Raw genomic sequence first — 26,897 nt, forward strand, 5'->3', positions numbered from 1 at the left:
ATAGCAATTCAACGGCGCGTACATTCGACACCCCGACAAGTTTTGGCGCAGGTAATTCGCCCTAACGCTCCCCGTCTATTTTGCGTCTCTCTTCGAGGCGTTGTACCTTAACGCGCGCTGCTCGTCGGTTTCATAGTAGCGATTCTTGCGGTGCCATTCCAGGAACGGTCGAATGTCTTCGTGCCGCTGTAAAATTCGCATGTTGTGATCGATCTTCAGGTCTAGCTGAAATCCTTGACGTAGTAACGGGCTAATTTTAATTTGAAAATTGTCTTCAAAAGTGATCAATCCTTCGTCAAACAAACTATCCAAGTTGGGTGTGAGCAGTAGCCCATTTGCCACTCCGACGCGCTCCTCGTAAGTCTCGCAAACGGACCATGGCTTAATATGGCTGGCAATAAGCACCTCAGTTAAACCACAGCCGGAAACTGAACATTTTTTCCATCGCTCCAACAGGCTTTTCCTGAACTGACTTTGACGAGTTCGCGCCTTCACGATAGCCAACACTTCGGTCTCATCTAACGTACCCACAAGTGCGAATAGCGCCGGACTATTCAATGGATCATCACTGTCGTCTCTGACATCTGGGGCCGCCAGTTCAGGCGGTGCTATCCCGCGGACAAGTGTATAAGAACCGGTCATTGGATTCCATTCGTGCGCATACCAAGCAACGGGGTCTAGCTCGCGTGCTGTCACACCGCCCTGCTCATCACTCGAATCATGAATTCCTAGCCGAGTACCTGCGAGTAGGATTATTTGAATGGGGGATCGAGATATGTAGGCCTGTCGTACAGCCATAAAGAATTCCCTCGAGTGCTTAAGCCACTTCGTCAGCCCAGCTTTCTTCTTTGAATCCTTCGTGATAGCTCGTTCGTTGGCGACCTCATTCTGATACTCAATTTCGTTGTAAACGAAAACCGGTGGAGTGCAATTCCATGAAATAAGGTCATGCCATATACAGAGCGCCGTTGGTTCGCCGACCTCGCCGCCGTACGACCATGCGGTATTCCGAGAGGGATTATTCCGAGGATTAGCAATCGGTTCACCGTCTACGCTCACATCCCATTCATCGACGTTAATACCGACATCAACTAGCAATTCGTATATGGTGTTGGCTGTGCGGGGCATCTTTGGCAGTGCCTGGCCAACAGTCGCCGACAGACTTGGTGACGCAACTGAGACAATATACGGCCCCCATTGCTCAACAGGTTCTATTGATCGTCTAATCTCGTTCTCCCACCATTCATATGGGTTACCTAGAGGCGCAAACAATTCGAAGAAGCCCTCGCCAGGTTCTCTGGCACCGTGCTTTTTGACTATTAGGCCAGCGATGGCTGGTTTGCCGGTGTTCTTCAGCCAGCGCCCTAGTGAATCAAGTCCATGCTGCTTCAAGCAGCGACCATAGTCGTGGTTACCGCCTGCATCGCATGTAAGGCCGAGATGGCGATGTGTGTCTTGATAAGTGATGAACGTTTCAGGGCGGCTTGGCCTAACGGTGCCACCCGAGATGTGTTGTACCAGCACTGTAAGCAACTGGCGGCCGGCGTGATCTAATTCTTCCATGTATGGGTTTGCCTTTTCGTTATCGTGTATTTGAGATCGCTTGCTGCAATTGACAGACAAAACCCGTAAAGGGGGGCTTGGCTAAAACCGAGCGTGAAATACCTGGCCGGCCTAGATGACTACGCAGAGAGTGGCCAACCTCTCACGATGCTGTGGAACTTGATAGCCGTCCGCAAGGGCTTTCATCACACAGCGCAGGGCATCTTTCCGAAGTACCGACATCGCTTCATCGTCGTGATCAAAGCACGTCAACGACTTTTCAATGTCCTCCAATGACTCCGTCAGAAGAGAGCTCGCGACTTCTTCAGGTGGGATCGCCATATGAACAGGAACGCCACCAGCACTTAGTTCCACAACAGACACAGTTGCTCAAGTTGGACTATTGAACCTGCGCGCCTTTCTCTTTGCGCTCTGTTTTCGTATTTGGCTTTCTTCAAAGCGGCCACGCGTCAGGTAATGCTCCTCGCATAGGATACGATACATCGAAAAAAATCCAGCCAGCGCGGCATGAAGCTCGCCAGCCCAAGACAGACGCCCGGCGTCGTCAGCTGCAAACAGCATGATAGGTTTAACATCTTCGCGCGTGTGAAAGACATTATTGCGAAACTTTCGAAGTGCATTCGAGTGCAATTTAATTTTACGCGTTATCTCGCCTGACTGAGGAACTAGCTCTCCGAAACTCTCGGGGCGGCGTTCCTTCAACAACTCCGACATATCAGGCTTAATAAACCTTTCGCATGTCGCGTACAGAAAGCCCAACCAGGTAGAAAAATAGATGCGGAACTCAACCTCGTCCTTCTGGCTCAGGTACTTATTCTTGTCAAGCTTACTCGCAAGTTTTCTATAGTTTTTTCGCATTAAATCGGCGGCCAGAAAGCTGTGCACATTTAGCGCGACAACTTCATCTTGGTCGTAGTGCGGGAGCAGGTCGTTTGGCGTGTCTCGATTTATCTCCGTCGCCAACAGCCGCTCAGCATGGGTTAGATAGAAAAGATTATTTTCACGCAGAGCCAACTCACCAGACCGCACGGCGGCCTCAAAGCTCCTTTTGATTGCGTCTTCGGATTCGAATCCATATTTCGCAATCTCCCCATCAACAAATTCAGTAAGCCGCCATAAGTCAAATCCGTTTATTTCGCCTATGCTTCCGAAATCAAAGTCAACCGAGCCAGTGGGTAGGTCCACTTGGCATCCAGTGCCATGCTTACGATAGCTCACGCCTCCATCAAGCTCACCCTCATAAGGAATGTCGGTCCGAACCCAACCGCCGGCGGTGATTGGAAGCGGTATCCCGGAGCGATGCATGAGCTCGACGGCAGAGCGCACGCTAGTTTGATAATCCGAGATTAGTCTTTTTAGTTTCTTGTCCATGAGGCCCGTGTTTACGTGTTCTGAACTACACCCATACGAAAGTCAGTTGACCGATATTTTCGCCTTATCGGCCATGCGATTCTAGCCATATGAGGCAAACGAAGCCTAGAATAGCATCTTGCTTGAACACCAGCGTCGGCCCTTGACGCAAATGGAAAGCACATCTACAGGGCTACAAGAATATTTTGAAGTTTTCGCTGCAGCAGCTGCCGGCGTACCGCAGATACATCTGAATCGATAAGTCAGGCCGAAACCTACCGGCCTAAAAACAGGAGAATCATGGACTACTTCGATTTGAACCGACGCTTCGTCGAGAGGAAAGAATACGACGCCGATGAGCTTATCGCGTCGGAGGTTCGAGGCAAGCGGCTCGATTGGTCGAAGGTTTTGGATGGTCGTTTCTGCGTAGTCGTGGCACCAGCAAATTTCGGTAAAACAACCGAGATGGAGCATTGCGCGTCGCAAATGCGTGCTTCATCGAAGATGGCGGTATTCATCGCCCTAAGAGCACTTGCCGACCGCGGGAGCGTAGAGAAGGCGCTGACGGTCGATGAGCTCGACGCTTTCAAGGCCTGGAGGGCATCACCTACCGAGACTTTGACACTCTTCGTAGACTCACTTGACGAAGCTGCTGCAGGCAAGAGGGAGTCCATTGAATACCTCGTTCGGGACCTCGCGGATGCAGTATCCTGGCCCAATGACCGCGTCAAATGGGTATTATCCACGCGGCCGGCCGTCCTGACTCCAACGGTGTTCGAGAAGCTCTCTGAGATACTTGTACGGCCTGCATCAACAATTCGCGATAGAGCAGCTTCGAAGTCGAGTACTGTCGCCAACTCCCACGCGTCGACATCCACCACCGATGAGATTATCGAGCTAGAAAAGCTCCGTATATTTTCGATGGCACCTCTGGAATCTAAGCAGGCGCTGCTTTATCTCGCAGGCCGACATTTGAACGTCGACGGCGCTCAGCTGCTGTCCCTCGCTTACGAACGAGGGCTTAGCGGGTTCACAAAAAACCCGGGCGGTCTGGATATTCTCGCCAGCATTGATATGCTGTCAAGCCCACCAGATTGTCTTACAGAGGTTTTCGACCGCGTTGTTGGAGCAATCCAAGTGTTACGCGCTTCAGACCGTCGACTCGCCGATGTAGAAGTTGGGACGGTAGAGTTGCTCGGCCAAGCAGCTCAACGTCTTGCTGCAGCGGGTCAAGTGTGCCAGCTGGTCAACATCGAGATGCCGCCGGCGTCACTAGAGATACCGCAGAAGTCACTTTCAGCGAGGCTTATTGCGACGCCGATATTGAACGAGGAAGCGATTAAACAACTGCTCAATTCGCAGTTATGTATCGACGTAGGCTATCACCAGGTCAAAATTTATCCGAACGAGCTGTCCCCGTTCTTGGCCGCCCAGCGCTTGGCAAGCTTGGCTGAGTCGCCTGAGCAAGCGCTGCGGCTTATCCAGAATTTCACTTGGGTCGCGCCAAGCGGAGAGCAAGGAGTGCAGCGTGAGTTCTTGCCGTTGATGGGATGGCTCGCTACCCTAAATCCGCATTGCCGCAGTGTCATTCTGCAATACGAACCGCAGGCGCTCGCGTTCTTTGGTGACCTACGCAACAACGCCATACCGTTGGCGGACGCGCAGGAGGCGCTCACAGAAAGTATTCGACGTTTGGTCGAACAAGGTGATCATCCCGGCCGCGGCATGTTTTCCTTGACCTCGGAGAACCACTGGCAAGCCGGCCCTGCACGCTTGGCGCCAGTCATTGCCAGTCTCTTTGCTAAATATGGAGAACACTATGCGGCCCGAGAACTGCTCATGGATATCGCGGCGGCGTCAGTATCAGACATTCTGCGAATGCCAGTGTTACGTCAGTCAGGCAATGACTATAGCCGCCTGCTTGGAGACCGAGCGGGAGTCCAGTACTTATTGGATGTAGGCACAGCTAACGACTTCAAAGGCCTTGCCGTTGCATTGGTAACAAGCGATACGGTCGAAGATAGTTTAGCTGCGTTGTTGCTCCGTCGTTTGGGCTGGAACCATCTTTCAGCCGTTCAAGTTTCACGGATTATCAACCAGCAGTTCGTAAAAGATGGAAGCTTTTTCAGTATTCCATATCTATTCGATTCGGAAGAATTCCTGGCGAGTGCCACCTTCGAGCAACTGTACAAAGTGGGTCGAAGCATGGTGTTACGCGTAGCAAGGCTGAGTGACCGAAAACAGCGGCGCGCCCATAACAGCAGGCGGAACACAGACCAGTACGTTGAAATGGCTGTAGGCGTAGCGGCAGCGCTCGTGACTCGTCACGACGCCCAACACACTCAAAAAGCTGCCAGACTTTGCATAGTTCTACAACATGCTCTTTCGGAAGGCCACTTTGGCGCTGACACCAAACAGCTACGGGCTGCACTTGAAGCTAACACCTCTGTGCGCCGAGCACTATTAGCACAGGTAGTTGAGCAAAAGAGGCTCGACGACACACAGCTGTTGTATGAAGTCTTCGGCTACAGAAGCGCATGCCACTATCAACCAGAAGATATCGATTCAATTAAAAATCCCCGCCTGGCCAACGTTTTCAATCAATACCAGCAGCGGCCTGCGGCATCGCCAGTCCCCTTGCCAACCAAAGCGAAGAGGCGCTCCGGCAGCGACGACCTCAAAGTTGACGCTCAATCGAAGAAGGCATTAAAGTCCAGACTTGCAGCTATTACGGATGCGAGCTCGAAAGGCGACCTTGCGTGGGTTGCCGGTTGGCTTCTTCAAACAAACACGGATTCGCGTTACGGTGAAGTCGACTTTGCAGTATTCCGTCGCGCCGCAGGCAATGAGATTGCAGATGCTGCTCAGGCCGGCCTCAAGCGCCTCTGGCGGGAGGAAGCTCCCCGGTACGATGAAGAGGGGCCGAGAACAACCTATAACATCACAGCAGCTGGCTTACAGGGGCTGCATCTGGAGTTGCAACAGGGGGAAAACCTACCTCAATTTTCCGAGTCGGAAGTCCGACAAGCTTTGCGTTATGGTACTTTCGAAATCAACGGTTACCCGAAGTGGTTCTGGCCGTTAGTCGCGACACATGCCACCACTGCTATTTCTGAATTGTCGAAGATTGCAACGGAAACTGGCAACGGGACCGTATCGACGGAGCACGCGGAAAACCTATTCACATCATTATCCGATGCTCCCGAACCAGCCCGGGAAGTGCTAACCCCGCTCGCATGGGACTATCTCATCAAGCAAAGAACTTCGCGGGACTGGGTCGCAGAACAAATCCTTGGTACTGTGCTGGAGAAGCCCGCCACAACTCTTCGGACACAGTTCCAACGCACGGCTATGCGTGCGATGAAGCACGCGTTTAAGTCCCCTATTCCAGCAGAGCCCGATGAAGCGCTAGTCGCATTACGCAGCAATGCTGTCATGTGGGCCGCTCACTGGCTGACGAGCTTTCCAACAAATTTCCAGGACGTTGTGAATCAATGGGGCCCCAAAGACCCCTTCGCCGTGAAAGCGTTCATTTTCGCGCTTGCGGCCCATTTTGGTCGAGACCGCACAGGTGACGTCAGTCAACTCGCACAAAGAGGCGACGACGGTGTCATGGTTCTCAAGGACCTCTATTCTTGGACGATGTGGGCAGTCAACCCTGCGAACGACGAGCCACGCCCAAACGGGGTTGTTTACAGTCCGAGCGCGAAAGACAATGCACAAAGTTTTCGAGATGCCCTGATTCCAAACATTGCTTCGGCAACCTCGCATAAGGCCTATGAGGTGCTTGAGTATATTCGACAATCCGCAACGCACGGCCCTATGCAGATGTACATTCGTCGGCTACAGTTTGAGCTGCGGGAGCGTCAGCTCGCACGCAAACCGCTACCTCAAATAAAGTACGACCAATTCGAGCGAGACTTCCGCGCTGAGGTAACGGATTCGATTTCATTTGCGATGTCGGTGCATTCCGACCTCCTGGCGCTCAAATACGATATTGAGCGCGGTGAGCACAGTCTTCGCAGTTTCTTCAGTGAGGTGGACTTCACTCGCATCTCTAAGCCCGGCGCCGTAGGAGCCAAAGCTGGAATTGCATTGGAGGCGAACTTCCAACGCTTACTTGCTAGTGAGTTGAATCATCACGCGCGAGGCCGCTATTCCATATCTGTGGAGTCGCACACGGCGGAAAGCAAGCGCAGAGACGTGCTCTGCAGCCGGAACGATTGGCGCGCGTCCGTCGAATTGAAAATGTCAGAACGATGGACATTAGACGAATATATCGAAGCGCTAGAAAGCCAACTTGTCGGCCAATATATGCGGCACCGTAACGCTACTACAGGATTCTTGGTGCTCGTCCTTCAGACGAAGGGAAGGCGTTGGACGAATCCATCTACCGGTTCGAAGATTGCGTTTAACGATGTGCTCGCAATTCTCTCCCGAGAGGCCCAAAGACTTGAAGGCGGAGACCGTTCGAGGTATCTAAGAGTCATCGGTATCGACGCAACTGCTCCGGATGATTTCCGCAAGCGGGACGAGAAGGCGAAGACGGCGAACGCTAACAGCACGCATCGCCGACCAAAGGCCTCAGGCTCGGCGCCATTACCCAAGAAAAAAGTATCGGCTAGACCACCGAAAAAAGCCTGACCAGCGGCACGCAATAAGCATCGGAGCACTTCGCAATCGACCGCTGTCGGATTGGTTTGTTCCATCGGCAGCGCACCTAGGCAATCGCCCACACGGAGAAAAAGTGAACAGGGAATTCATTCCAGAAAAGCAGTTGCAAAATTGGTTCGTTGATGCGGCAAACAACAATCGGTTGGGCGACGCCATACAAAATCGCGAGGCGCTGAAAGAGCGTCTCCTTGAGTTGCAATCGACGGCGCGAACAACTGACGCGGTTAGCAGGGACGGGATCGCTCGCGCGCTTCGGATATGTGAGCTGCTTGATGAGGCGGATAAGTTGAGTGCAGACCGAAGTGTTGCGCTACCTGGCTATAATCAAATGCGCCCAGACTTGGTCCTTTTTACAAGTAGCGCTCACTATCTTCTGGTGGAGCTAAAAACCCAACCTGGACCTGAGCGCCAAGGAGTTCAGGAATTGCTCGCATACAGTTCCGCGATGAAAATGGCTATGCCTTATGTAAGCGACTTCATTTACATTATCGTCGCGAATTCCTGGGAACCTCTCTTGAGCTTCAGTGTTCGAGCACTCATCCTGGAAGGAAAGCGAGTCTTGCCACTGAAGTGGAATCTCTTGCCAAACGGCGAGTTTGCACTTGACGCCAAGCTGGACCTATTTGAGTTTGATTTTGTACAGCCGTACGCCCCTTTTTATGCGATGACAACGAGCACGTTCGCCGTCACACATCCGAATCGAGCACGATTCGAAGCGTCCAAGTACTTTCGCTGGGTCGCGCGAGGGGTATTCGCTGAGTGTCGACGCTTGCAGCAAGCGGGCTTCGCGATCATTTGGGCCAATCCAGCTAATCAGAATGACCAAATAACGAGCTTAACGCTTGCGACGGTGAACCAACACTGGCAACACGGTGAGCATGTGCCAAGCGATTTCAATCCAGGTCCAATAGCTTCTCCATCGGGCATTGGCCGCGTCGTTCATAAATCAGCGAAGCAGGCATATATTAAGGTCGCAGGGAAAGCTGATGCAGCTGATTTTTGGACGCAGTCTGCAGCGAGTGAAGCTGCTGCGCAGCTCTATCCACAAAGCTCGCTTTCGTATGAATTGCTGGACGGAAGCCGGTTACGTCCTTTTGAGCGAGACTTCGAAGAAAAGTATTGTTCTAACGAGGGATTTTCCTTAGGCGGCGATTGTAGCCTTAGCATTTATTTGAAGTGGCAACTCACTTACCACTGGGGCGTCCAAGTTCAGGCTTTTTTACCGTTCGGCGAGCTTAAGGATTTCATTCGCCTTCGACAATTTTCAAAGCCCGTAGATGCCCAAGAGGTTGCATCACTACTTGAACAATTTAGCGCCTACAAGGACTACCCACACTCAGTTCGTCATGGATATTACGATGATGCCCCCGTCCGTTGATTTGCTTCCCCATCGTCACAGTGCAGATTTTTTCCACCCCTGTTAAGATTGCCATGTGGAAATTGATTATCGGACTCAAATGGAATCTGCGATTGATAAGGTCACTGGCGAAATCATCGACGCTGAACAGCTTTGGCTGATTGAGAACGTAGACAAGGAACGCTACATCTGTAGAGGTTGTGGTGCTAAGGCAGTCCCAGCGTCCTATCAACCTGAGAATGTTGTGCGGCCCTATTTCCGCTCCACTCACAATGCTGACTGCGACGTAAGTGGCGAGGCGAAACTCGCCGCCCGCGGCAGACTGGAAAAACTAGGTTCGAAACTTACGGGCTTCCCAGCGCCATACCCTTCAAAGCTTGTCCTCGTTGACGACCGTGTAGTTGTGGATGATGGACCAGGTGGCGAGCATCCGCTCCCGCCTAGAACCCGTGGCGGCCCTCGTGTTGATGGTGGGGGCACGACAGACGTCCAGCGCAAGCGTTCCGCAGGAACGATTCGCCCGATATGTCGCACTTTCATCAACTACCCTTATGACCGATATCTTGACCTCAGCGTACCCGGCGTTGAGACTAAAACCTATGCGCAGGTGTTCAAGAAACTAAAGTGGGATGAGCTACTTTCCTACCCTGACCAGAGGATTTTCTACGCAGCGATGCGATGGTCGCCGCCACTGCGAACAGATGACTACTTTGAAGTATCTCTTGATGGTGGAGGGCGAGAAGGCAAAAAGCTAATACAACCTTATCGCATAAGGATTGCATGGACTGCCTGGAGCAAATCGAAGCGCACGTACGTTTGTAACGAGCTCGAGGTAGCGCGTAAGGACGCCATTGCTGAAGCCGAGAAGAAAACCAACAAGAAAGCCTATCTCTTCTTCCTTGGCCAACAAGACCATGGTGACTTGACTCTGTTCCACGTCACAGACCATCGACTAATTTGCTGCCTCTTTGACGAGGTTATTTGGCCTAAATTTTAGCGCAAGCGAAGTGAAATCTACCATCCACGTCGACTCGGTCCACCATCGATTGGTTTACTGACCTGATTTTTTATAATTTCTATAAATGAACAACGATATATTTTTGAAAAATTTTGGTCTGAGCCTGGACGAAATCAACAGCATGAAAACTCGCGCTGGCGAACACGCGTTAAGCGACAGGGCACGATTTTCTCGCTTGAACACGACGAGGCGCACTGCTGATGCTGGCAAGCAGATTTCAACTGACGTCGCGGCCTGCAGGCGAATTTTGTCGATGGCTGGATTTTATATCCGTATAGATATGATGAGGAAGTTGGCCAGCGAGAAGCAAGCTCGCTCTGAGAATTGGGAGGAACTGTTGGAGCGTGTTTTGTTGGACCCCGTCTCATTTCGGGACCCAACAGTATGGTTGCTGTTTCACGCAGCAATGCAGGCAGAGCGAGATTTTGCTCTTGATGCATGTCCAGCGCATTCACGTGAAGACGTGCTGACCGGCAGATTCATTGAAAGCATCAGAGGAACTTGTGCCGCATGGGCAGATGCGTCCAGGTCTTACCTAAATCGTACTGACAACCTGTTGGAACTGAGCAGCATTGACTTAACCGTCGACGGCGGTGAACAGGTCACGGGTGCTGATTTTGCGCTAATCCTGGATATTCGCGAGAACGCTCCTATGCCACCACTAAGGCCTGAGTTGATTGCGGTGGGGGGCGCGCCCCGAGGCCCCATCTTCGTACCGCTTTTATTTCAAGCCAAATGCTACACGGGGGCGTCAGCGGACATCTCGCGCAAACATACAATGCGTGGCTACCAGTTCAACCGGCTTCGACAGACTGGGTGTGCGTCCAATTACATTTTCTATGAAAACGGCAAAGACCGTATTGACTATCCCGCTCTGCCTATGGTGAAGCCTTCGTCATTGTGTGCACCGGTTGAAGTGTCTCCTAAGACGGCAGTCTTCGAAAAGAGTGCAAATTTTAGTACCTATTTGCTGAAAGCCATCAACGGCTTCGATGAGATTCCCTCAGCTCAAACGCGTGAGGATGCGCTCAACATGATTCTTGCGAACATCTCGCCGGATTCAGTGACCCGAATAGCGATTCTAGGGAATACGGAGGGGCTGGACGCAATATATAACGAAGCGCTGACTCAACTACGAAGCGAGATTAATAGCGAAATCGCGCCTGAGCCAAATGACGAAGAGCCGCCTTCTGACGATGAACCTAGTAACGATTTTGGAATGTGACGCGGACAACTCGTTAGATAAGCTATTCTGCGGGCAGCAGGCCTGTAAGCGCCTCCTGAACATCCTCTAATTTGCTGTCATGCAGCGCAACCCTTTTACCCATCCCACACCCGCCTTCAATATGGCATAACATTTGTAGATGGGCTCAAGCCGGCTGCTCGCCGCCAGTCATAGCGTTCCCTTCTTCCATGCTTTGCGCCAAGTCTACAATGAGGCCGGCCGGGGCAAACTATCAAAGATATTTTGGGAACTGCGCATGAAGAGTTCCATCTTGCCAACAAAAAATTTATCGAACTCAAAATGAAACGGTAGCTCCGCCACCATGGCTCGAAGGTCTTCGACCGTCAGCAAAACTATCTGATTGTCGACTAAATATTGCTCTTCTTTCGCAACAGTTCTGCGCTCCTGATTAACAACTAAAATCCCCAGCACAGGCCTATTTATTTCCGCCTGTTCCTCAGCAAGAATCATATTTTCACGGCGTCGGATAAGCTTTCCAACCTTCTCCCGCAAATTGTCAGAGCGAATAGTACACTCGACCACAGCAAGGCGGCCCTCTCTCGTTTCTACCACTATGTCCGGTGAATCTGTAGGGAGTGGCAACAGCGAACTAGCGCCCTGAAGAAAAAACAAGGTGGCAACGGCATCTTCGAGCTCACGCGCTTCCTTCTTGGTAGCGTACAAAAATTTCTCTAATTGCTGAAGCCCAGGGTCAATGAACCGGTAGGCCGCAAACCTATGATTTAGACTTTTTGCCGGGTCAGATATCTGCGCGCGACGAACGCTAAACCCGCCAGCGGTAATGAACACCTCCGCCATTGCACAGCTTTCCAGCTCTATCTCGAGAGCACCATCCTGAAATTCTTCTTTTCCGTTCGACCACATCACAGAGTCCGTCAACTGCTTCCTGCGGCCGGTAACCGGGTCGGGGTGCTGTCTAAGCCCCACTCCGAAATCATCAGGAGCGAACGAAGTTTTTCGTTGCAGCGAAATTTTCAAGGTGTTTTGGGACAAAGAACATTCGTCGATGCGCAAATCGCCCGGTGGCTGGATTGTCAAAGTGATTTGGTGCTCATGCGGCAGTATTCCAGTATGCCCAAATCCGAAATAGTCGAGAACATCGATTAACCCATCAAAAGGCATTTCCCCAGCTCGCAGCTCGGAATTTATTTCAGAATAATTGAGTTCCCGGCTCTGCATAGTGCGCGATTCTGAACGCACCTGCAGTTGCGGCGTGAAGAATTCTGGCTCGTTCTGGGAAGTCGGCACGTACTCTGAAATTGTCGAATTTCCAGGAAAGTTCAATGACGTGTCGTGCACTAGCAGGTGACCTGCCCGCAAGTTTTTTACGAACAAACTCAGTTCTTCCACATCCATCGCCACCCGCTCTCTGGCGAACCTAAGTGCACTAACCGAAATGACTTCGTCAGCCTTGCTAGGCATGGGAAACGCGCTCAAAAAAACCCGCGCCGACAGTAGCAGCCAGCCGGTTTGCTCTCTCACGGCGACCGATTCAACTAGAACATGCCCTATTGCTGACTTCCAGCTTTCTAAAATGCGATTGAAGTAGTCAATGTGAATTTGGTAGGGGCTTGTCATCAAAATGCACTCATGAGTAATATAAAAATCAAATCCTGCTGCCGTCTTGCTGGCTACGCAAAGAGGCAGCACGAGAAGTTCTGGCATCCTTGAAAAGGAGTGTTAGAAGCCATCGGAAAAACCGCACTTTCATCGAGAAATTTAAACTTTCCTCGTTTTTTTTCGCACATTCATCGAGAAATTTGCACACGGTTAATGCAGCCACCAGGGACGTTTTTGTCCATACAATTTATCTCGACGCGAGCGACTCCACTTCTCCAGACGGTCATTCAACTCCGCATGCAGCGTCACAAAGAATCGTGCGAACGGGCTTGCAGCATCAGAGTTCAATGGCCACATCTGATAACGGGCATCAGCTATCTTCAAGAACAGGCGCGACTGCCTCCAGAAGGCTTCTTTGGACGGCGCACGCTGCATTAAGTCGAACCAGTGACGTGCCCATCTGTTTCGCTGGTAAGCCTGCCAGGCGGCCTCTCGTGCCTCTCCGACCATCCCGGTCGCTTCTGCGTACTGCTCCAACAACCGGACGGATTGCGGGCATTCGTCGCGGAAGCCTGCAACCGTGAGAGCGCGGCAAAGATTGACTGGTTCTCCAACCGCTAATTGCAGAGCAATATAGTCGTCAAGCGCTCTTCCTTTCTCGGCACTCTCCGCCGCGTAAACCTCATATGCGATTTCAGTGTCGCTCTGTGCAACGTTCAGTCTATCGAAGCAGATTTGAGATACGTCGAGCAAATCTGCGCTGCGCCAAAGTAACCAGGTAAAGACTGAAATGCCGTGGTAGCTACGCACGACCTTCGTCAATGGCTGATGGTGTACCAACGCCAGCAAAGGCTTGGCATCTTTCCGGACATGGGCAAAACCCATTACCAGCTGCTGCCAAAAATGAGCAATCAAACGCTGCTGAGTAGGCCCCGCCCCCCCTATCCATCCAAGCCAGGTCTCAGCAGCAACTGGGTCCGCGAGGACGATAGCCTCCACGCAGTCCTGACTGAGATGGTCCAATGCCAATCTGGCGTCATCGTCAGAAAGCTGGGACTCCAGAGCAAAGTAACTGGTCCACGCGGCACTCTGCCAAGCATCACACGCCTTCTCATTCTCGTCGTCTGTCATTGGTTCAAGCGGATTACGTGACCGTTCATTTGGAATACGGGACGAAAGCACCGGGGGCAGCAAGTCGAAGTCTTTAACTTCCCTTTCTTCAATGGCCGACAAGTTGGGGGTGTAGTTCAGACAGAGGACACGTTGTAATGCGCCGGCCACTGCAGCGGCCACAGCAGAGATACCTTCGGCGCCGCACCGCGCTATGAGACCGTACGAAGACAAAGCCATTCTTTCGAGCGCATCATTGGGCTCAATCATCCCCAAGCGACATGCCGCAGCTAATACGCGTGAGCCTGCGTGCTCCTCCAGGGCCTGACGGCGGTTGTGCAGAGCGGATGCACTCCAATCTGAGTCGACGACAATTTGAACGAGGCGTGGGTCCTCGGTTCGGGCCACAGCAGCGAGTGCATGCGCGCGAATTAGCCAATCCGAATGGCGTACCAACCGCGGCAACGATTCCTTGAAAGCCCTAGGGAGCGAAGTGTGCGAGTAAGCAATGAAGAGCAAGGCGTTGCACAACTTTGTCGTGTGGCCTCCATCTTCTATACCCTTCCAGTCTCTTTCGATAAAGCCTTCTTCAGCAGCATTCAGCATTTCCACCGAGCGGCGAGCGATGCCCGTATTGGCGCACTTTTGAAAGAATGCGAATTGCTCATTGCCATCCAGATGAGGCAATACCGCCTCAGTCGCGTAGTGCTGCACGAACGGCGCGTCTTGCGTGTTGAGGCCCAGCGAGTTTTCGCTCTCACTACACTCGATTGCGAGTTTGGTCAGCGCAGGAACCAGTGAAGGCTCTATCAACGCACTGGCAGCTAACAGTGGTTGAACACCTTGACGCAGTGGCAAACTTTTACGCGTCATTACATCTGCTATCAGCTCCTGATATTTTTTCAGGGCCAACTCAGGCATGAATCGGCAAATACCTGTGGCAGCTTTTGCGAAGAAGTGGTGTTCCGCCGTCTGTCCCATGAGCGTATCAATCTCGGATGGTTGGGTGTCCGCAAACCTGATTGCAGTATCTGCTAAATTGTCAGGTATACCGGTGGTAGGGTCGCACGGGTCGACCGCACACATCCTTTCCCTCAACGACCATGACTCCCCCGGGCCTTCGGATTGCGTCAATTCATCGGAGAGCGCTTTTGCCTCGGCGCTGTCGAATAGTGCCCCAGTCGACGTCAGCAGACGCCATAGTGCCCACTTTCCTTTCTCCGACACTTCTAGTTCACTTAGCCGTGAGCTCGCGCGCAAAATAGCACCGCGAGTGCTCTCCCAGTCTTCGGTGTTGTACTGGACCAGTTGCAGGAATTCGTCATGTAAACTGTAGAAACTCGATAGCAGACAGGTCCCTAAGGACCATGCCACCATGTGTTGAGCGAACGGGGCTAGTGCCCGCCCGCGCATTAACAAGAACGCCAGCGAATGATAAGGTTTAACATCACGGCTGATGCACACGCCGTTCACTTCGTCCAGAATCGCGCTCTCCGCTTGCGACAGGTTTCGCAGCCGTTCCTGATATTCTTTCTGATGATTCTGAATTCGAACCTTTTTCTCCGCCTGGTCAGTTCCGCCAATATCGTCGACAACATCAGACCTTAGGGTAAGCCAGGTCGCGATGCGTTCTTGCATCGTGGCCCACGCTTGACTGTCATCACGAATCGCGCTGAGGGTCGCACCGATGAGACCACCATCCGGAGAATGCCCTTTCTCAATCGCGACTTCTGCTGCATCGAGGACCAAACCAGTGCGGCGACGCGCCAAGCCAAGAAGCACAACTTCTTCACTCGACGGCCTGTTCTGCAAATTGCAATACCTGCAGAACAGAAGAGCACCAACTTTGGAGTCCTTGCCGGTATCCAAAAACGCGACCATCACGGCGGCGAGCATCGCATCGGCAGTGAAGTCTAGCGCCTCAATTGGCTCTATCAGATGTTCAAGATGCTCAGCCGGGTCACGATTATTGCGTGCCTCCTTGTCCAACTCGGAGATAATCCAAAGCCCTAGCGCGAGTGACAGGCCGTTCCTATTGATGGCGTAGTGATTACTTTCCCATGGTACCGGTTGGAAAAATTGGCTGTCAGCCGCCTCACTCAAATCTACAGCGAAATCGGTGGAATAAACATGCAGGTCATCGGTTTGATTTTCGTTGACGCGGCGAAGAAACTCGGATGCGAGCCCCCGCAAAGTTTGCGCGAATTTTCTCGGTTCAAGCTGCACCGCGCTATCTCGACATGCTTTGTTCATATACTCGAACAGCAGTCGCTCAGGATGCAATTCTTCAAGTCCATTTATTTCCCGCTTGCCCAGAACCTCAAGCGCAATGCCCAACAGGCGGGGATTTCTGAGCGCAGCAAACACCTGTGGCGGCATTTGGCTAGGCTCAATTTCAAGCGACTTCAAAATCTCAGAAAGCTCTTGCTCAGTCCACTCAGGGACGTTTACCCTTCGACACGGCGAGGCCACCGTGTCAGCAATGCGCTGTGCCGCCTCCGGCCGTGCTGAGACAATGAGCCTTCCGCCAATCGACTGAACGTAGGACGAGAGGGATTCAATCCACTGCCGCCAATTTACCTCCGGAGATTGGTTAATGCCATCCAGGTAGACGACCAACCGGACGCGTTCAGCCTGCGGCGATGTCTCCCATGTTTTCAACCGACGGCGCCAGCGTTTATCAGCATCGCCGTGTATCGTCTTCTCGGACTGCATCGCAAGCTTATTTGCGACGAACCCTTCCAGGTCATACAGGCGTGCAGGGTCTCTACACTCCCCGGGAACAATGAAAACCAGAATCGGTGGGGGCGCCAGTTCATTCCAAGTCGAAGCTAAAAGCCAGGTTTTCCCTGCCCCTTCCCGGCCTTGTAGCATCCAGAATCCTTCGTCTGGCGCCGAGGTGAGCGCTACCGCAAGCTCCTTCGCCAACGCAGGGCGCGCTCGGTAGTTGCTGGCGTTGCTGTCGAAAGGCGCCACCGGCTGGTGGAGGATTCCTCGAGCATCTCGGACGTTCCCGAAAATTTTCTTGAACCATTTTTCGCTACTCTCACGCGCATAGCTGAAAGACGCAAGGGGACTTGTTAGCTTCGACAACATCTCGGCCGGTAGCCTGCTGTCGACCCTGGATTCCAATTCAGAAATCGCACCCGCTATTTCCTGAGCTTTGTCGGGAAGATTTTCAGCAAAAAAGCGTCGAGCGACATCGGTAGCTAAAGACAGTAGCACTGCCAATGCTGGCGTGCCTGAACTAGATTCATCCCAGTCCAACAGCAGCAGCTCGATACCAATGTCATCACAGGCCTTCGTGTAGAACTCAGCGTGTTGTGCGCCTACTGGGCATGTAACGGCGAGCACGAAGAGGTCGATATGTTCGACGCCGCGAACACTAAGTTCCAACAACTTGTCCGAAACCGCGGGTCTCTTCAAGTCACTGACGTATCGTTTTGCCTCAAAATACACGGCCCCGTCGTCGCCGTCTCGCCCACCCTGCGAACCGCTCGCAGCGAGCCTAAAAGGCCGGCCACAGGCACGGGTCAAAACTTCCGCGACGAGCCCTTCGAAGCCGTCATGTCCCACAGCATTCAACGCTGTCATTCCTTCCCGCAGCACATCTAGGTAATCTAGCGGCTTGCCGGTGCTGTCTGAATTTGTCTCTGCGGGTGATTGCATGCGTCGCGAACGAAAAAGGTCTGAACAATAGGAGCACGTTACCGAATTTAGATTCAGTTACAAGGCTGGACGTTCTGAACAGCATACCATTTTGCCTGCAGGAATAGAGGGACCGGCGACGACCGCTCTGGCCCCCAAGCCGATGAGCTGCTTCTGCGCACGCCTCGCTGCATCTAAGATGCAAGTCGCGTCCACATAGGTTCGCCAAGTCTTAAGTGGTGAGCCGCCCCAGATTGAGAGGGTAAAGGTGTTCGAACCAAACTGGGAAACCGGTCTGCACGAACGCTGGGCGCTGGAACTTGCCGACGAAACGCCAATCGGACTACCCGGGATGTGGCGGACCTGGGAAGAGGCGGATGGCACCATATCGAACAGCTTCACTCACTTTACGCTGAACGCAGATGACCACCCGCTGCTGCGCAGGTTTCATCGGCCGAACGAAGAGAAGCGAGGCGTGGCGATCCTGCGACCAGAGCACTACGACGATTGGCTAAGCTCAAAAAATCCAGAATTTGCCAGGGCGTTGATTGAACTATGGCGCTCGGAAGAGTTGAATGCCTATCCGGCACCGAAAATCAACTCAGCCCCGAAGGTGCAGCACGATTCGGAATCAGCGAAATCTATGTCTGTAGCAACGCCAACGCAGACGGACCTTTTCTAAAGCACCCTCACTCGCGAAGAAAAAATGGGCATCGAAATTCGATATTTACCGGTCGCTTTGATGCCGTGCTTGCCGGAAGAGAATGGGATGCAGTGGCGAGCGACTGGGCCACTACGCAGCGATGCCGCTACGCCAGACTCAGTCATTCCCCCTACGGTAAATCCATCGACACGCTAACCGAGCGTAAGTGATTGATGCGCGAGTGGGTGGAGCTCGGCCAATTCCGGATACTTCCGAAGCAAACGATCAGGCCAGCAGAGCATCAAATAACCTTCCCGAACCAAATTCATCTCTGGTCGAGCCAAGCAGAACCGAAGGCCGTAAACCTCCAGCTGATCCTTGATGAAGATACCCCTTGAGAAGTCGTAGTCTTCACCGGTGTCAAGCTTATCGCTAATTTCGTCCAAGATATCTTCGACAGTTTCGCCGACCTCAGCGACACGCAAGCTGAGAATCGCGCGCCGCAATCGGTTCGACTCCAATGCGGAGGGCGAATTATCCGATGAGTGGAAATGGTTGACGGCAGGTTCGACCGACTCGGGCTGCCCCGAAGATTTCCCACCTTGGATGACGATAAATTTCGGAGTTTTGACAGTATTGCTCATGATATTGCGGGCCATTTCTGAAAGAATTTTGATAAAAAGGTTCAAAAGGCCAGCGTAACGCGGGCCTTTACCAATTTAAATATTCAATCAGACTTAGCTATAAGCTTGCTCAGAGAGCAGCTCATTCAGCTTGCCATTAGCTTCAGCGAAGCGTCAGAACAAAAGCTCATGTTGCCATAGTACATTATTTTCCATAAGGAAACAAGTTGCCGCACCGCTGCCGTCGGTAACACGCCCACTTGATCAGTCGAAAGCAAAAATTTGAGGACATCTGGCGATTAAGAAACGGCAGCTTGTCTACCTAGGGTAACTGGCCGGTTGTAGAGGCATCGCCCTGTCCTCGCTAGTCCCCGATTACCCCGGGGTAACTGACGGAGCTCGGATGTCTCGACCTGTCCTCCCAAGCATCCGATTACTCCGGGGCAAATGGCGGAGCTCTAAAGTCTCGACTTGCCCTTCAAGGCGCCGATTACCCCGGGGTAACTGGCAGAGCGCATAGGTGACGACAAGTAGTTCAAGGCACCGATTACTCCGGGGTAACTAGCAGAGCACAAACGTGCCGACCTGCCCTTTAAGGCGCAGATTACCCCGAGGTAGCTGGCGGAGCTCAGATGTCGTACCTGCTACGCCGCGCGAGTGCCTACTGAGGGGATGGCATTTGAGCCGGAGCACATTGCGGCGATGTCAATTCTTCACGTGTGCCACTTAATGCTACTCAGTAGCGGTATTGCCCAGGGCGCTTTGCAGAGCATCTGCGAACGATACTTTTCAGATTTCGTTTGCAAGTGTGGAAAGCATCTTGACGAGGTAATCGGCACGCCCTCCTGCAGCGTCGCATGGTCTCCACCACGTAGTGTATCTTCCAGCTGATCGACTTATAGTCAGGCGTGCCAGCACCCTACTCGGTGTATCCGTTTATGCTCAGCTCCTTAAATGGTATCACCCACGACGGTATCAAACCAAGCTTCCAACAGTGTAACTTCGCGCTGCTGCGCGTCGACCGTCGGGAATGGTAGCGAAATGCTGATCCCTCTGGCGTGGCGCGCGAACTTTAGGAATGGCTGCCGATGGTTCAGCTGCAGCAGGTGTGCATCCATTCGTTGCTCTTCGCTGGCCCCCTTGCTTTTGCCATTTTCCCGCCGGTCCAGCGGGAAGCGCAGTACAAACTGTTCGCGCGGCAGCGTCACCTTCAGGCAGCGTGTACGCACCGATTGCGGCAACATGGTTTGCCAGCGTCCATCGCCTGCGGACAGCGTGTACTTACGGCGAGGCCGCGCAGCTGCTACCGGCCTAGCATCCCGCGCCGCCAGCGTGCCGCTGATCGCTAGGTCGTCCTTGCTCAGGTCTTGATCGGCGCCGAAGACCATCTGCTCCAGCTGGTCCGAACAATCGCGCAGCTGCTGGAAGGCGATTCCGATTTCTTCAGCTGACAGCATGTCGATGGCGCCGTCCTCTATCAGCACCGGCAAGTCGGTTTTCATATGCAGGTAGAACCAGCTATTCGGTTCATCGACATTCAGAGCTAGCCTTACCATCGGATAGTCGGCCTCCAGCGTATGAAACGCCGCGCTCAGCTTCTCATGTCCGGCCTGCGCCAGCCTAGCCCGCGTTGCCAGCGGCGTCTGGAAGTTCAAGTGGTAAGCAGTGGCCCCAGCTAGGCCGGAAAACCGGGTGGAGAACTGTTTGCTGATCAGGATGGGCTGGCGCCGCACGCCGCCGAGGGCTGCCAGTATCGGATCGGCCAGGAATAAGGCGTTGCCGTGGCTACCGCCTACCTCGGGACGATACAGATCATGCCCTTCCAGCGCGTCTTCGACGCGGGACGCCAGTTCATCGCGCAGCGAACGTCCACTACGCATGGCGAATGCCGGACCTGGATTCCAGTTAGGCAGGCCATCGGGAAACTTGGCGGGATACGGGTCAGCATTGGCGTTCAGGTGCGGCAGGCGTAGAGCTGCCTTCCAATCCACCGCCTTTACCTCGGTATCGATGACCCGGTCGAATTCGCCGTGCACGCAGTTGTCCATCTGCTGCTCCACACGCCGCTTCTTGTACACGAACGACGCCACTTGGTCCTCGTCGAACGAGCCTTCTAGGTAAGGGAAACCTATCCCCAGATGCCCATCGCCACCCGCGAGCAACTGGCGGTTGACGCAACCGAACAGGCGATCCACTCGCCCCACACGTTGCTCGTTGTCGCCGGGCGTCCAGGCGATCCCGTAGTGATGCACCTGGCGGCACTGCAGGTGCAGATTGACGCCTTCCTGGAACACCGACGTGGCAATCAGCACGTTCGGGAAGAACGGGCTGTTGAAGCCCAGGATCAGGCGCTGGCGATTGCCTGACTGCCCGCTGGCGAACCATGCCGGGTCCTGCAAGCCGGTCAGCGTGCGCCAGTCGTTCTTCCAGTCGCCCAGATCATGGTCGGTGATTTTCCCGCAGAGGCTGTCGAAGCTGGTCAGCGCATCGCGGAAATAGCGCAGTAGAAGCGAGCCGGCCATGCGCTGGCGGGCATAATCCACAAACGCGGCATAGCGGCGCTGTACGTTGCCCGCCCCGCGGGTCGCGCGCGCGCTGCATTTGTACCAGCAGTACAGCTCTATCATCACCGGACTAGCAAACAGGAAACCGGCATTCAGGTAGTTGCCGAAATTCTCCAAGATACCGATGTCCTCGGTGTGCCATCTTGTGAGCTTGTCCCGCTCATCGACGCTCAGATACTGGTAGACCAGGCCCCAGGCGGTGTGCACCGCGCCGTCGTACTTGGCGGCAGCGCCGTCGTCGCTGCGGCCCATAGCCGCCTGCCGCCGTACCGCATCGAAGCGGCTGAAGCGTTGCTCGCGGGCCGGCGCCAAAAAATTGTCCTTCAGATCAGCCTTGCCTTTCCAATACCACTCGTAGTGGCCGTCCGCATAGTCCGACGCTGGCTCCAAGAACACAGCAAACAACGACTCCGGCTTGCGGAAGCGCTGACGTACATTGGAGCAGTCGGTACGCGCCACGTCGGTTGAGCCCCGCTTCAGGTCCTTCTTGACGACAAACAGCTGCGCGATTTTTGAATTCAAGCTGGAATCATCATCCGCGCTCCCGCCATCGCTCTCATGCACATCAAGTCCAGCCTCATCTTCAGAGCTGTCGCCATCGCCATCGTCTAACTGCGCGCACAATTGCACAAAGCCGGCGCGACTCCAGTTGTCATCCTTCCATTTCTGCACTAGGCGACTGTCCGGCGACACACCCAATGCTTCGCATATCTTGGGCAGGAATACGTCGTCGTACGCCCGATTTACGCGCTGCGTCAGCTCGCGCACCGAGGGGATGCGACGCACAAACACTAGGTGTTTGTCGAGGTGCAGCTCGGTCTTCGCAGAAGTGAACAGGTTCGGGTTGACCACGCGCTCGACCAACGCTCCATATTTTGGATGGGGCGGGAATGCCTTGAACACGCTGTAGTAGCGCTCCGACAGCATGCGCAGCAGTTGCGTATCGGCCGCTTGCCTGAAGTCCTCAGTGCGAACTTCTTCCAGCGGGTCATCGGTACCGCCCCCATTGCTGTCCTTCAGGTCCGCGCCGACTGACTCGAATCCTTCCAGGTAGCCGTACATGGGGCGCCGTGTGCCGCTGTGTATGTCCGGATCGCAGGCCAGCTCCTTCTGGTACATGGCGAAGAACAGTTCTGCATTGGCGTCTTCGCCGAAACGGGCAGGCATCGCTTGCTCATGCCGGTACGCGAATTTGTTGTGATGAACGCCGTTTGCCCCTCGCATCAGACGCAGGCGCCGCAGCGCATGCTGCTGCAGCAGTTCCTGCGCCGGAAGGCTGGGTTCGACGTTCTTGAAGTAGCCTAGGATATTTGCTACATCATGCAAGCCGGAATGACTTGGTGTCGCCGTCAACAGCAAGGCCTTCCGGGCGAGCGGCGTTTCTCCTTTGCCGAAGAACGCGCGTGCTGCCTCTACCCGCTGCGAACCGCCGTGTACGTTACGTAGTGAATGCGCCTCGTCGATGATCAGCAGGTCAAAGCCCTGCTCGTCCAGCAGCTCCCGCAATTTGAGGCGAAGGTCGCGCGCTATCGAGGCGGCCTTGGCGCTCTTGTTGTTGCCTGTATCGCCCTTGAGCAAGCCACTGAGCGAGTGAATGGTGGTCAGGAATACCCGGCCCCAACCCTGCTTCACTTCCTCCACCAACGCAGGCAGATTGGTGCAGAATGCCATTGCATTCACAGGACCACCGTCGGCGCCGTTTCGCACGATGTGATCCTGTTCACGGTAGTGCTGTTGCAGGAATGCCTTGTATTCTCGCTTCCAATGACGACAGATGTCTCGGTTCGGGGCCATGATCAAGATACGCGCGTCCGGCTTGGCCTGCCACAGCATGGCGATGACACCTAGCGCCTGATAGGTCTTGCCCATGCCGACTTCATCGGCCAGCAGGGCTACGTCCTGCGCGGCTAGCGTATTCCATAGGTAGGCCACGCCTTCGGCTTGGCGCGCCGCCATCGATACATCGGCTGCGCGGTAAGTCCACTGCCGGTCGCCACCGTCGAAATTGATATAGTCCGATACCGTCTGCGGCGTCAGCATTCCCCATTTACGCATACGCGCCATCCTTGATGATCATCTCGATGTAACGTGGATCGGCACCGCGCGGCGCCGGACCAGCTGACAGGGCCAAACCATCCCAGCGTGGTCCGACCGCCTTCACCTGCAACAGTTGGCGGTATTTTTTCCGGGCTGCTTGGACCAAGCGGCGATACTCCCGCACCAAAAACCATTGGTACACGGTGCTGGCCTCGCTGGCCTCCGCGCGCTGGACTATCTTCTCGCGCAACTCGGCCAGGCAGCCGGGCCGGACGAATATATTGCGCTCCAGCTGATCTGGTGACTTTGCGTTCTCGATTTCCCCGGCAAAGGTTTCCATCGCCCGGAACAGGCGAAAGTAGCTCGACGAATGAACCGTCGCCGGCGGAGACAAGGGATCGGCGTCGCTATCGATGTCGCTGTTCTCGCCGCGCAGCACGGTGTCGCCATCGCCGCAGTTTCCCTGCCGGTTGGGGATGCGGCTGTCCAGTAGCTCATCCAGAGATGCATAGCCTTCGGCGCGCCGTTGCTCCAGGCAAGTCTGGTTGATGATGCCTTGGTAGACCTCGTTAGCGCCGTCGCGCACGACGAAATAATGGTTGGACAGCAGATGCTTGGGATTGGTCACGGCAATCTGAAGCGGCAGGCGCTTCAGTGGCGCTACCGGCTGCGGGGCCGCTACATCGGGCAGCGTCAGCGTATAGCCTTCCCGCTTGTTATCGATCCAGTCGATGTGCGCCGTGTAGACCTGCTCCCTCCAATCGAAGTCCACCGCAATATCGAAAGGCAGCTCCTCCGGCACATCCAATTTTTGCTCGTCAAGCTGCTCCTGGGTGGAAAAATTCGAGCGCGACATATCCCACGCTTCGCCAATAAGCCCGCCCAGGCTGGACGCCTGGCCCAGCAGCATGCCGGCTTCGATGTTGTTGTCGCTGAACCCGTCCGGGCCGGGCACCAGGATATTGCTGCCCGGCCCAGTGCAATTCCAGGAGCCCACCGCCATCTGCGTGGCAGTCACCCAAATCTTGGCGTGGCACATTTCCGAGTTCGGATGGCGTTCGACCTGATTGGGGTGGAAGCTGAGCCGACCGGACTGCAGTTGCAGTTCTATCGCGTCCCGCCAGCTGGTGCGGACGCGGCCGTCCAGCAGATCGGGGACGATCTGTACCGTCAGGCCGGGTTGGTTGCGCGTGCTGCGCAGCTTATCCAGGAAACCGGCAAGGTCGCCGGAAAAATACGGCGACCAGACCGTCAACTTGCGCACGGCGACATCGGCAGGCAGCAAGCGTTCGAGGAATGGCCGGCCCGCCAGGCTATGCACGAACTCCCACGACTCGTCCGTACCCCAATATTTCTTGCCGGTCCAGCGCGGCATGCCGTTTTGGGAAACCTCCAGCAATGGCTTGAAGAAAGCCTTAATCTGTTCGGACTGGGCTTGCGTCGCAACCTTGCGAAACAACATCGCCTCCTGGTTGCGGCCCCAACCGCTAACCGTCAAGTTAGCGCTGCCTGTCCCCAGCACCGCGCGGCCATCCTCGTCCTCCAGATAGATGACCTTCGGGTGGAACAGGCTGTCGGCGCTGAAGTTGAATTTTTTCAGCTGGCGCGGCGTGATGGCATGTACTTCGATGGCTGTCCGCTTCCGGTCGGAACGGTGGATCATCCGCTTGTCGGCAAAGATGCGGACATCGATGCGCTGTTCCAGCAGTTCCATCTGCAGAGTCTCGAAGTCCATGCGGCCGACCGGTGGCTTGCTGTCGCCCAGCAACGCAGGTAGCAAATGGGTTTCGACAAATTCGATGCTCAGGTTGAACGAGGTCAGCCACACGCGTTTCAACGGTCCCAACTGGGCCAAATTCCGTTTCAATTCATTCATCAGCTTCATGCCTGCACTCCCCGGAAGCCGCGCACCAAGTTGGCGAACTGCGCAATGTAATATTGGTTCGACCAATAGGCCGCAGTACGCTTCTCGACGGCGGGTTGGGCCGGGCGGCGCACGAAAACTTTGATGCAGGTATCCGCCTCTAACGCCAGCCATGGCGCTTGGCCGCGCGACGACATCACGTCCTTGTGATAGGCAAGCAGTAGCGTCACCTGCTCTGCTAGCGAGCCACAACCGGCTAGTGCGACCAAGCGCGTCAATCGGCTGCGGCCCGTGCCCGCCAGCACGGAGCACAGAGTCGTATCCTCCTTGATTGCAGCAGCCTGGGCCGGCAACGTCACGGCGCTGCGGCCGTAGCGCCCCCACGCTGCCGCCACATCGTCCAGGTTGTGGCTTTGCTTGGCCAAAATCAGGCCGAACAGCAAATCCAGGTTGGTCAGGAAGGGCTCGATTGCCAGCACATGTTCCAGCTGCAAACGGTCTGCCGCCGCGTCTGCCTGCCACCGCAGCGCTAGAGCCCGGACGAATACACTGCTGGCGACCACTTTGCGCCCATGAGCGATGTCGCCGTCAATCACGTTCAGGATCGCGCCGGCGGCGCCCCGGTCTAGTTCGGTGACGCCAAGCCAGTAGTCGCGCGCATAGCTGCCCACCACTTCGGCGCTTGCGAAGGCCTGTACATAGCCTTTCTTGAGCTTGATATTAACGGCGGAGAATTCAATTGTGGGGACCTTTTGGTCCACCGCCAACAGGTGCTTGAAGTGTGTCAGCAGCGACTCTGCCAAGCCGCGCAACGGCTTCTGGCCGTCAATGAATTGCCTGGCGTCGGCCCACATTGCTGTGGCGCGCGCATCGCCATCATTGTAGAGCCGGTCGAAAAATCCCATGGCTATCATCGGCGTCTTATATCGCCCGCTTACCCCCAATAACAGCTGGCGCACCAGCAATTGAGCTTCTTTTGACCCGGAAAATTGCAGCGTGACGTCATCTCCTGTCCCCATGCGGCGACGCGCCTTGCTGGCACCAAACAAGCCGCCAACGACGGCCTGAGGAGTCCATTTCATGCCCGTGCGCTCGTTTTGTAAATGGGCGAAGACGAACAGGTTTTCCAAGTGAATCAAACACGCCTGCTTGAACGCAAGACTGTCCTTCCCCCCCGGATAGGCTTTCGTCACTCCGGCCGACAAGATGAGCGAGTCATCCCGGATCAGGTTGCGGATGACGTGATGGTGGAACAGGTTCAGCGTATAGCTCCGGACGTCATTCGAAATAGAGCTGATGCGGTTTTTGAATATTTTCTGGCCGTATCCAGACCAGATTGTCAATAAACCTAGCGGGTCAAGATTGATGTCGCCGGCAATGCTGTCGTCATATTCGGTAAAAAGCGCTTTGAGATTCATATCTTGCAGCATCTGAGCTAAATCAATGGAGTTGTCATCCTATCAAATTCCATGTGGAAATAGTACCCGTAAACCAAAAATACACATTGACTGAAACCAGCAGAGAAATAATCCGCAAGCGGAGCGTTAGCCGCAGCGTCGGTAGGCAGCGATCAGAGAGCTACTCGATGCCACATGCCCCTTCCTGGCGACTTCGGATGAAAACGACCACCCAGTTATCAC

Annotated in this window: 13 protein-coding genes; 5 read left to right on the plus strand and 8 right to left on the minus strand. The window is 54.3% G+C overall.

The features are described from left to right. Positions 1 to 75: 75 nt before the first annotated feature. Entirely contained in the window at positions 76 to 1,563 is a 1,488-nt protein-coding gene (locus tag ACCD07_RS07195) for an HNH endonuclease (protein WP_413446936.1), read from the minus strand. A gap of 369 nt (positions 1,564 to 1,932) precedes the next feature. After that, the gene (locus tag ACCD07_RS07200; protein WP_413446937.1) at positions 1,933 to 2,934 is read right to left on the minus strand and encodes a DUF6896 domain-containing protein; all 1,002 of its coding nucleotides are present in this window, start codon (positions 2,932 to 2,934) and stop codon (positions 1,933 to 1,935) included. 279 nt (positions 2,935 to 3,213) lie between these two features. On the opposite strand from ACCD07_RS07200, the gene ACCD07_RS07205 reads away from it, so the two are divergent. From ACCD07_RS07205 to ACCD07_RS07220, 4 genes are all read left to right on the plus strand, one after another. Then, positions 3,214 to 7,557, plus strand: a complete 4,344-nt coding sequence (locus tag ACCD07_RS07205; RefSeq protein ID WP_413446938.1) for a hypothetical protein — start codon at positions 3,214 to 3,216, stop codon at positions 7,555 to 7,557. Positions 7,558 to 7,660: 103 nt separating this feature from the next. After that, on the plus strand, positions 7,661 to 8,965 hold the full coding sequence (locus tag ACCD07_RS07210) for a hypothetical protein (RefSeq protein ID WP_413446939.1): 1,305 nt from the start codon (positions 7,661 to 7,663) through the stop codon (positions 8,963 to 8,965). Positions 8,966 to 9,020: 55 nt separating this feature from the next. Then, complete coding sequence (locus tag ACCD07_RS07215) at positions 9,021 to 9,941, plus strand: hypothetical protein (RefSeq protein WP_413446940.1); 921 nt, start codon at positions 9,021 to 9,023, stop codon at positions 9,939 to 9,941. A gap of 85 nt (positions 9,942 to 10,026) precedes the next feature. Further along, the gene (locus ACCD07_RS07220; RefSeq protein ID WP_413446941.1) at positions 10,027 to 11,187 is read left to right on the plus strand and encodes a hypothetical protein; all 1,161 of its coding nucleotides are present in this window, start codon (positions 10,027 to 10,029) and stop codon (positions 11,185 to 11,187) included. A 204-nt stretch (positions 11,188 to 11,391) separates the two neighbouring features. Here the strand turns inward: ACCD07_RS07220 and ACCD07_RS07225 are convergent, their stop codons facing one another. Both ACCD07_RS07225 and ACCD07_RS07230 read right to left on the minus strand, forming a co-directional pair. Further along, positions 11,392 to 12,786, minus strand: coding sequence for a hypothetical protein (locus tag ACCD07_RS07225; RefSeq protein ID WP_413446942.1), 1,395 nt, complete (start codon positions 12,784 to 12,786; stop codon positions 11,392 to 11,394). A 192-nt stretch (positions 12,787 to 12,978) separates the two neighbouring features. After that, positions 12,979 to 17,547: a hypothetical protein gene (locus ACCD07_RS07230; protein WP_413446943.1), complete on the minus strand. Its 4,569-nt coding sequence runs from the start codon at positions 17,545 to 17,547 to the stop codon at positions 12,979 to 12,981. 247 nt (positions 17,548 to 17,794) lie between these two features. On the opposite strand from ACCD07_RS07230, the gene ACCD07_RS07235 reads away from it, so the two are divergent. Continuing rightward, positions 17,795 to 18,208, plus strand: coding sequence for an SOS response-associated peptidase family protein (locus ACCD07_RS07235; RefSeq protein ID WP_413446944.1), 414 nt, complete (start codon positions 17,795 to 17,797; stop codon positions 18,206 to 18,208). Between the two features lie 173 nt (positions 18,209 to 18,381). Here the strand turns inward: ACCD07_RS07235 and ACCD07_RS07240 are convergent, their stop codons facing one another. The 4 genes from ACCD07_RS07240 to ACCD07_RS07255 form a co-directional block, all read right to left on the minus strand. Beyond that, positions 18,382 to 18,858, minus strand: a complete 477-nt coding sequence (locus tag ACCD07_RS07240) for a hypothetical protein (RefSeq protein WP_413446945.1) — start codon at positions 18,856 to 18,858, stop codon at positions 18,382 to 18,384. A gap of 884 nt (positions 18,859 to 19,742) precedes the next feature. Beyond that, on the minus strand, positions 19,743 to 23,411 hold the full coding sequence (locus ACCD07_RS07245) for a DEAD/DEAH box helicase (RefSeq protein ID WP_413446946.1): 3,669 nt from the start codon (positions 23,409 to 23,411) through the stop codon (positions 19,743 to 19,745). Then, positions 23,404 to 25,278, minus strand: a complete 1,875-nt coding sequence (locus tag ACCD07_RS07250) for a hypothetical protein (protein WP_413446947.1) — start codon at positions 25,276 to 25,278, stop codon at positions 23,404 to 23,406. The genes ACCD07_RS07245 and ACCD07_RS07250 overlap by 8 nt, the downstream gene beginning before the upstream one ends. Next, positions 25,275 to 26,687: a hypothetical protein gene (locus ACCD07_RS07255; RefSeq protein WP_413446948.1), complete on the minus strand. Its 1,413-nt coding sequence runs from the start codon at positions 26,685 to 26,687 to the stop codon at positions 25,275 to 25,277. Before ACCD07_RS07255 ends, ACCD07_RS07250 begins: the two co-directional genes overlap by 4 nt. Positions 26,688 to 26,897: the final 210 nt, after the last annotated feature.

Source organism: Duganella sp. Dugasp56 (assembly GCF_047304105.1).
GTDB lineage: Bacteria > Pseudomonadota > Gammaproteobacteria > Burkholderiales > Burkholderiaceae_D > Rugamonas > Rugamonas hordei.